We start from the raw sequence: 8,729 nt of genomic DNA on the forward strand, positions 1-8,729 counted from the left end.
CCCCAGCACCGGGCGGACACCCCTCCCCACTATCCGGGGATGCCTGCCCGGCCCCAGAGCGCGGAGCGCTCCCCCACCCGGAGGGAGCGCGGAGCGCGCCCGCCCCGGCGCCTCTGCCGCGTAGAGGCAGCGCGACGCGTCTGCGGAGCAGACCGCGCGCCATGGAAGACCTCGCCGCGCCACACGAGACGTGCGCCGGCCGCCGGTGCTCACCGCCCCCTCACGTACGGAGGAAGACCCATGTCCCAGTTCGCGGCAGGCCAGTACGTCTCCTGGGACCACCACCGGGACGGTGCCACGACCGTGCAGATCACGTCCGTCGACCGGTTCCACATCACCTACCGGAGCGCGGACGACCACCGGGAAAGCGTGGACGAGACCATGTTTCGCTCGCTTGCGGAGCAGACGGCCGACTGGCGCGCCGCCACCGAGGAGGAGGCCGCGGCCTTTAAGGCCCGGTTCCGCCCCGCCCCCGAGAACTGGAACTGATCACCACCGCTGCGCCCGGGTCGGGGCGCAGCACCATGCCACGCCAGCCGCAGGGAGTCGCTATGCCCTCACGCCCGGAGCTCACCCGCCCCAACGACGCCGCCATCGCGGCCTCCATGAGCCACGCCCTGACCGCGCTTGCCGCCCTGATCCAGGCACTCGGCGACGGCGAACACACGCTCAACCTCGTAGCCGAGCGCACCGACGACACGTTCGTCCGGACACAGGCCGGCCTCTCCGTCGGCACCGCCCCGCTACGCCTGGCCGTGCTGGACGAGGACGACTTCTGCGCGCTGCGCACGCTGCTGGTGTTCGCGCTGGAGGGCAGCACCGTACGCACCGCCGTCCTGGTCGCCACCACGGCCACCGAGCCCCACCCCCGCGCCTGCGGCTGGGCTATCCGCGGCGGGTGGCTGCACCCCATGAACACTGCCGAGCTCCAGCAGGCCGTCATCCCGTGCCCCGGCGTCCTCGCCGTACAGCGGGAGGTCTACGACGCGCCGGTCCTGGCACAGATCCCCGATGCCGACGGGGAGGGCCCCCGTGGCTGAGAAGCCCGCCGTCACCGCCACCGGCTACTGCACCAACACCACCCCGGTGCCCGGCACCATCCGCACCGTCAACGCCAAAAACACTGGACCGAAGTACTTCCACCTGCACGGTCGCCGCTACGGCACCTGTCTGTGCGGCAAGGACGTGTCCCTGACCGAACGGGACAATCAGCGCCGCCACAAGCCGCCTCAGGAGTGACCCACAGACGCCGTCCGCTGCCCCCGTCCCCCCGGGGCGGTGGACGGCCCGCCCCGGCCAGAGCGCCACTGGCCGAAGACCTGCCGCTCCAACACCCGCGCCCTCCCCTTCGGCGAGCGCGGAACGGCAGAACCCCGCTCACCGAACCGAGCCGCCCATGACCAGCCCGAGCCTGACCGTTGACACGCCCGCCGGCCCCGTGCGCGCCACCGCCGGCCCCCGCCAGGACAACGCCGTCGTCTTCGAACTGGGCGGGGCGATGCGCGGCAGCGTGCACGTCACCAGCACCCCACCACTGGGACCAGTTCACCGCCGTACGCGCGTGCCTCGGCCCCGTCAACGCCTACCAGCCCACCGCCCCCGACGACGCCCTACCGCGGCTCACCCGCGGCTCGCCCGCGGCCGCACCCGCTATCACGGCAGCCTGACCCTCTGCCCCGACGACCGCCCCCAGGTCAGCGTGTACCCGATGACGTCCATCGACGGACACGAGCCTCCCGAGAGGACGGCAGCGACGCTCACCGCCGTCCTGCGCGCCTGCGCCGCCCATGTCGCGCAGCGCGACGACCTGTCGAGTGCACAGGAACCTTCAGGTCCTCGAGCGTGACTTCCGCGCCTGGATCGCCCAGTGGGACGACAACCCGAAGCCGTTCATCTGGACCAAGGACGCCGACGAAATCCTCCAACGCCTCGCGACATCTCTTGATCGAATTCCCGGCGCAGGACGCTAGTTGAGGTTGAGCTTCGCGTGCCCCGGACGGACACCTGTCCCGGCGCGTGGTGTCGGCTCGTCCGCTCATGAGGTGGGGCGTACGCCGCGTGCTGTGCACCACTGATCATGCGGTCGCGTGATCAGCGCAGCTCGTCGCCGCGCTGGGCGAGGTGGCGTTGTAGGTCGAGGTGGCGGAATTGGTAGATCACTCCCACCTGTCGCAGTACGCCGCGATGTTCGTGCGCGTCTGCGAGGAAGGCCATCAGGTCTCTTGGGACTTCGCCCCGCGCGGCGAGGTAGGTCCTGGTGAGGGCGAACCTTCCCCAGGCGGTCCCCACGAGTCCCACCGCGAGCGCGGCCGCGAGTCCGAGGAAGATGCCGAGCGTCGGCCCGATCATGGCGGTGAGGGCGAGTGCGGAGCCGAGTCCCACCACGAGCGGCATGCGCCGGTCCTGGCGAAGCAGTGCGGCAGGACCCACCATCGCCGTCAGGTCGTAGCTCTCCGCAGTGAATGCGGCTGCAACGCCGGCTACCGTCCCGAAGAGCCCTCCGCCCATCAGACCGAACATGATTCCACTGGCAGGACCGACCACGAGTGCGGCTCGGGGGCCCTCCATCACCAGGTTCGCCACACCGAACACGAGCGCAGCCACGACGCCGATCGCCAGGCCTGTCGTGAGGCCGCTACGGAGTCCGGTCTTGAGCCCGGTCTTGAGGGAGCCGGACGACCAGCGCAGATGCGTGCTGGGCGCGGGCGCAGCGCCAGCCAGGAGCGCCGCCACGAGACTTGCCGCGCACCCCACCACGAGCCCGGATACGATGCCGGCCGAGTACATGACGCTGAGACCGACAGCGAGGCCGCCAGTCAGGCCGGTGGTGCATCCGACAGCGAGGGCGAGCAGCAGGCGTCGCTTCCCTGTCGGTAGGGCTTCGGGCAGCCGCCACCAGGCCAGGTCGGGGCTGCCGTGGTGCCAGTTCTCCTGGTGCCGGGCCAGAACGGTGAAAGCGCGCCGGGCCTGGGAGGCCGACCAGCGCGGTGGCCGCGGGTGGCGTGGGTTGTAGGCCGCGGGAATGAAGGCGTCGAACAGGTGGGCGTCGAGCGCCTCGCGGGTGGGGAACCGGGCGGTGTCGCACAGCTCGTCGGGGTGTGCGACACCGTCGCCGAGGACTGGGCCCAGGGGACGGGGGTTGTAGATCGTCCGGGCGAGGAAGAGCCCGAGGGGAGTGCTGAGGGCTTGGCCGACGGGGGCGGTGGACCCCAGGAGGGCGACGACGCGGCTCCATCGCGCAGCGGCGGGAGTGTCGGCCCCGCCCGCGTCCCGGAGCAGGTACTGCGCTGCCTGATCGCGGGTGAGCGGCAGCAATTGGATACCTGCGGCGCCGTTGAGGAGCACCCTGATGCGGGGCCTGGTCAGGGCCTGCCGGTAGGCGGTGACACGGCTGGCCAGTACCAGGGGCTCCTGTGCTGAGAGGCCCTGGTTGATGGCGTCGAGGGCGAGTGCCTGTGCAGAGGCGGGGAGTTCGTCGAAGCCGTCGAGCAGAGGCAGGACGAGCCCGGCTTCTAGCAGGGCCGCTGCCGCGTTCTGCGGCCTGGCCGGCGGCGCGGCCAGTACCGGGGCCTGAAGCCCGCGGTACATGCGGCGCAGTTCATCGCCCAGCCAGTCCTTGAGCGGTTGGCGGGGGTCCCAGGAGGCGAGGGAGAAAAGTACCGGTACCGAGCCTCCTGGCGATCTGCGTGCGATCAGGTCCTGCAGCAGGCGGACGAGCAGCATCGTCTTGCCCGAGCCGGGCTCGCCGAGAAGCACTAACCGGCGGGTGGGCACGCGGTGGCTGAACACCTCGCCGATCCGGCCGTCCGCCCCCGCCAGCCCCTCGGCGTCGGCCGGCCACCGCAGCGGGTCACCGAGCCGCCCCTGGGGCCAGGCTCGGGCCGTCCTGGTCAGCTGGTCCCAGGTCTCGACCAGGGTCGTGTCCGCGCTGCGCCAGGCGACAGGGAGGGGATACGGGTCGTTCAGCCTGCGGATCGCCGCTTCGTCGTCCCACTGCTTCTTGACCACCCGTGCCAATTGGTCCGCTATCGCACCCGAATCCACGGCGGACAGAGCATCCGTGCGGTCGCGCCGGTAGGCCTCCCACGCCAGGTAGGCAGGGGCAACGGTCGGGAGCAACGCGATCGCCGTGGCGGGCAGGTCCAGGTGGAAATGCCTTGCCAGGGCCAACGCGGCACCCACACCGACCACCATCAGCAGCAGGTACCAGGCACCCACGCTGTTCCATCCTCGACCGTATCCTTGCGCTCCCACATCCGGGAACTGTTCCGCAACCCGCGGCGCACGAGGGCTGTTTACGGAAAGCCGTATGCTGGTCAAGCAGCTTCCTGTAAGTGAGCACCAACCGCGCCGCCTGGTGCCAACCGCCGCCGGAAAGGTGCCACGAACACCACGTCGGCCACCGGCCGTCCCAGGCGCGCAAGACTGCGCATATTCATCAAACTTCCGGCGCAGGACACCAGCCGCACAACTCGCCGCCCAGCAGCAGGCAGAGACCAGCGCCCGCGCAGTAGTCGCCAAAGCCGTGGCCGGCGCGCTGCCCGGCGCCCGCGTCCAGGAGCAGTACCGGCATACACGGAACACCTGGCAGATGGAGCAGGAGTGCCAGGCGCAGGACGAGGCACGACTGCCCGAGGGGCCTCGCGTAGATCAGCACTACGCACAGCTGCCCTGGCATTCCCGTGCTGGCAACGCCCCGTCTGCCGTCTAGACGCCGATACCGTGGCTTCCTCCTGCCTGGCCTGAGGAGCGCCATGAGTGGCCGCCCAACGCTCGTAAGAGCCTAAAAGGTGGTGCACAAGGCTGAGTGCGGGCAGGTCAGAGCTGGCGAGGGGCTCTTCTGTTCATTACGCGAGAGCGAGGTCGAGCATCTGGGCGACGGGCTGGACCGCGTGATGGAGACTGTCGCCCCACTGGCGGCGGTCGCGGAGGATTTTGTAGTTCTTCATCCACCCGCGCACGCACCCTGCGGTACTCGACGTTGTCGTCCTCCTCGGCCTGCAGCAGAGCCCGTCCGGGACGTTTGCGGTGCGGCACCGACATCCCGTAGTTGAGATAGGCGCCGTCACCCAGCACGGTCACACCCTCGCAGTGCCGGCTCAGCCCGGACGCCCGCCAGGCATGGGCATCCGCGGTCGTGCCCGGCACCGGTCGCGCGGCCGCAATCACCAGCTAGGTGTCCGCGTCCACGATGACCTGCACATTCGCCGAGAACCGGTAGTTGCGCGAAGAGGCCGCCACACTCCGGTCCCGCAACGGGATCAGCGTGCCGTCCACGATCCACAACCGGTCCGCGGCATCCATCGGACGGCTGGCGGGCCCGAAGGTGAGCAACGGGCCCAGCCGCTGGATGACGCGGCACACAGTTGAGGAGGAGACACCGAACAGCGATCCGAGCTGCCGCATCCCGAGGTTCGTGCGGTAGTACACCGCGACCAGAAGCACCCGCTCGGCCGACGGCAACGACCACGGACGGCCCCACAACGTGCCGTCGCCACCCCGCTCCCGCATCACCTTCAACAGACCCGAGAACTGCGCCAACCGCAGCCCCGTGAACGTCTCCACCCACACCCGCTCAGCACGTGACACCGCGGCCATGCCTAGAAGATGCCCAGCTCACGGCTTTGTACAGCACCCTTTAGCAGGGGCTTCATGCCGGTCGGTATCCCCGTGCGACTCGCGCGGACCGTCCGCGCCCGAGAGATTCGCGCCACTTCGCGTAGATCCCTTCACCGTGGAGCTGGCCACACACGGCGGAAAACTTGTCAGACACACGTCCAGCCGTATATGAAGATCATCGCACTATTCAGTCACAGGATCTCCACAATCGCGGGTCCGTGTCTGGACCGTGCACACCGTGGGTCGCCCAACCGACTCCTGCCCCCTGAGCACCGGTTCTGCCGTTGGAGCAGCCACCCGCATTGACGAGACAGCGGCAGGAGGCTGAGAGGACGGCGCGGGGCCTCTCACTCATCGAGAAGAGATTCACGCTGCCTGCAGTCCAGAGGGCAGCTTTGCCTGTGGAGGAATCTGATATGGACGGCAGGACCATCGCCGGCCGCTACGCCCTGGAGAGCCTGTTGGGCCGCGGCGGCATGGGCGAGGTGTGGGCAGCCGTCGACATGCGCATCGAACGCGAGGTGGCCGTCAAACTGCTGCCGGAACAGCCCGGCACAGACAGCACCGAGCTGTTCCTGCGAGAGGCACGCACCGCCGGCGGTCTCGCCCACGCTGGCGTCGTCACCATCCACGACCTCGGCCAGGACGACGACGGCACCTTCTACCTCGTCATGGAACGCATCACCGGACGCGATCTGGCCCAGGTCCTGCGCGCGGAAGGCCCTCTGGCGATCGCCGACGTCGTCGGATGGAGCGCGCAGATCGCCGATGCCCTAGCCGCGGCCCATGACGCGCGCGTCGTTCATCGCGACCTGAAGCCCGCGAACGTCATGCTCACCACCGGCGGCGCGATCAAGATCCTCGACTTCGGCATCGCCCGCTACACCGCCACCGCGACCCAGGCGAGCCGCATCATCGGCACCCCTCAGTACATGCCGCCCGAACGCCTCCTGGGCAAGGCCGGTGACGGACGCGGCGACCTGTACTCCCTGGGCTGCATGCTCCACGAACTCCTCACCGGAGCGACCCCCTTCGGCGGCCTTGACACCGCGGCCCTGATGTTCGCCCACATCCAGCGCGACCCTGAAGCCCCCAGCAGTCGGCGCCCTGACATCCCCACCGAGCTCGACCAGCTCGTCCTCGACCTGCTCGCCAAAGACCCTGACGAGCGCCCCGCTGCCGCAGCACAGGTCCGTGACCGTCTGAACTCCCTCAGCATCACATCAGCAGCAACGACCGCTCCCGCCATCGAGGCCGCGCCGAAGCCAGTCCAGTACACGCCCACTGTCGCCGATGCAGCCCCGGCCGCACCGGCCGCACCGGCGCCGGACGACAGCGCCCCAACAGAGACCGCGCAACCGTCTGCCGTCGCTCCGATACACACAACACCCACACAGGGGCCACCACCCCGACCGGCACAGCCTGCCGGCATCGAGCCAGCCCAAGTACGAACGCCGCAACCTGACCGCCAGGACACCCTGGCCGCTCAACCGCCTGAGCCCGAGCGGACACCCTCACCCGCGGCACGGCCGCAACAGCAGCCACCTTCACGCCGTAGATTCCTCCTCCTCAGCGGTATCGGCGCCGCAGCCCTCGTCGGCACTACCACTGCCTACGACCTCGGCGCCTGGCGCCAGGACGAACCCACGACCAGGGCCGGGGCCGGGGCGCACCGCACCTCGACGCCCAGTGCAAAGCACAAGACTGCTCCCACGTCCACGTCCAGCCCTAAATCTCAAGCTTCCCGCACACCGGGTCCGTGGAGCGCCGCAGGCGGATCCGGAGCATTTGTTGACAACGGCCTGGTGTATGTACCGGGCGACGCGGGTATCCACGCTTTCGACGCCGCCACGGGAGATGTGAAGTGGAAACCCCCCGTCAAGGGTGGATCCGGCACATTCTATATCGAGGCCATCGTTGACCGAAAGGTCATCGCGCGCGACGACAACAATTTCTACGCACTTGACGGCGCGACCGGCGAAGCGATCTGGAAGATCCCTCTCGATCGAAATAATTACACCCTGGTCCAGGCTACCCGCGATCTCCTGTGCTATTACGACGGCGTAAAGGCCCTGATGGCGATCGATCTCGCGAAGGGCAAGAAGGGGAAGCCCATATCTGGCGACGAATCCTCGGTGACGTGCGACCGTAACCGGATCATCGTCACAGGCAAGGGGGCCATAATGGGATACGCCGCCTCAGGAGCAAGGGTCTGGAAGGCGGAGTCCGAGGATTCCGGCGCACCGAAGATCGTAAACGGGAAGGTCTACTCCCTTACAGAATCAGGGCTCCATGCCATCGACGCCGCGAGCGGCAACCAGTCGCCTGTCATGCAGGGCACGCGCACGTTCGCCGCGATAGTTGGTAGTTCCGGCCACGACCTGTTCGTATGCGATAACGACAACAAGCTCTACACCGTGGACACACGCAAGCTGAGCATCACGCATACCTGGGACATATCTATCGACATCAACACGTCCGATATGTTCGGCGGATCCAGGGCGACCTATTTCTGCGATATCGCAACCGAGGAGGTGGCGGCCTTCGATACGACCACCGGGAATAGCTGGACACAAAAGGTTAAGAATGTTGATTCTGTGCTCGCGGCATCATCATCCTTCGTTTACGTGACGAGCGGAGACCAGGTGCACGTCCTCGACGTCATCAAGGGCACGCCAATGACGCAATTCGCCGCCTCGGGCGATCCCCTCATAACCAAGGACTGCATGTACTTTGTCGATGGGGAAAATGTCGTGGCTCTCGACCTGGAGACCGCCAAGGCACGCTGGAGACAGTACGTCGGCGATGCCGATTCTGTCGCTGCCGTCGGTTCCAATCGCGTCATCGTGACTGGGATCGACCAGACCCGAATTTACGCACTGAGTGCCGATACTGGAACGCCACCCGCCTCCTGAGGAAACCCCTATCGATCATGAATGGCGGACGCGTTTGGGATCCGATTCGACGCGCAGCCATTCGTTCGCGGCGAACACGTCTGTCATGAGGATTCTTTCGGTGAGTGGGCTGGTGCTGGGGAGCGGCCGGAGTCGGTCTCGGCGGCCGCCCCACGGGCATTGCCGAAAGGAGGGAGCGCCGCGCCCGCACGATGG

6 protein-coding genes and 1 pseudogene are annotated in these 8,729 nt (G+C 68.1%); 5 read left to right on the forward strand and 2 right to left on the reverse strand.

Annotation, left to right across the window (positions count from 1 at the left end; genetic code table 11):
• The first annotated feature begins 240 nt into the window (after positions 1-240).
• The 4 genes from FNH09_RS41955 (at position 241) to FNH09_RS41970 (ending at position 1,846) form a co-directional block, all read left to right on the forward strand.
• Positions 241-489 carry a hypothetical protein gene (locus tag FNH09_RS41955; protein ID WP_152895115.1) on the forward strand — a complete coding sequence of 83 codons (249 nt, stop codon included), beginning with the start codon at positions 241-243 and terminating at the stop codon, positions 487-489.
• Positions 490-551: 62 nt separating this feature from the next.
• Positions 552-1,040: a hypothetical protein gene (locus FNH09_RS41960; protein ID WP_152895116.1), complete on the forward strand. Its 489-nt coding sequence runs from the start codon at positions 552-554 to the stop codon at positions 1,038-1,040.
• Positions 1,033-1,239, forward strand: a complete 207-nt coding sequence (locus FNH09_RS41965; RefSeq protein WP_162469908.1) for a hypothetical protein — start codon at positions 1,033-1,035, stop codon at positions 1,237-1,239. Before FNH09_RS41960 ends, FNH09_RS41965 begins: the two co-directional genes overlap by 8 nt.
• Positions 1,240-1,396: 157 nt before the next feature.
• Positions 1,397-1,846 carry a hypothetical protein gene (locus FNH09_RS41970; RefSeq protein ID WP_238427423.1) on the forward strand — a complete coding sequence of 150 codons (450 nt, stop codon included), beginning with the start codon at positions 1,397-1,399 and terminating at the stop codon, positions 1,844-1,846.
• A gap of 245 nt (positions 1,847-2,091) precedes the next feature.
• Here the strand turns inward: FNH09_RS41970 and FNH09_RS41975 are convergent, their stop codons facing one another.
• Together FNH09_RS41975 and FNH09_RS41980 are read right to left on the reverse strand one after the other, a co-directional pair.
• Positions 2,092-4,218, reverse strand: coding sequence for an NACHT domain-containing protein (locus FNH09_RS41975; protein ID WP_152895118.1), 2,127 nt, complete (start codon positions 4,216-4,218; stop codon positions 2,092-2,094).
• Positions 4,219-4,847: 629 nt separating this feature from the next.
• A pseudogene (locus FNH09_RS41980) lies at positions 4,848-5,598 on the reverse strand (transposase family protein).
• 437 nt (positions 5,599-6,035) lie between these two features.
• On the opposite strand from FNH09_RS41980, the gene FNH09_RS41985 reads away from it, so the two are divergent.
• Positions 6,036-8,534 carry a protein kinase domain-containing protein gene (locus FNH09_RS41985; RefSeq protein WP_152895119.1) on the forward strand — a complete coding sequence of 833 codons (2,499 nt, stop codon included), beginning with the start codon at positions 6,036-6,038 and terminating at the stop codon, positions 8,532-8,534.
• The last annotated feature ends 195 nt before the right edge of the window (positions 8,535-8,729 follow it).

The organism is Streptomyces adustus (genome assembly GCF_009377175.1).
In the GTDB taxonomy this organism is placed as follows: Bacteria; Actinomycetota; Actinomycetes; order Streptomycetales; family Streptomycetaceae; genus Streptomyces; species Streptomyces adustus.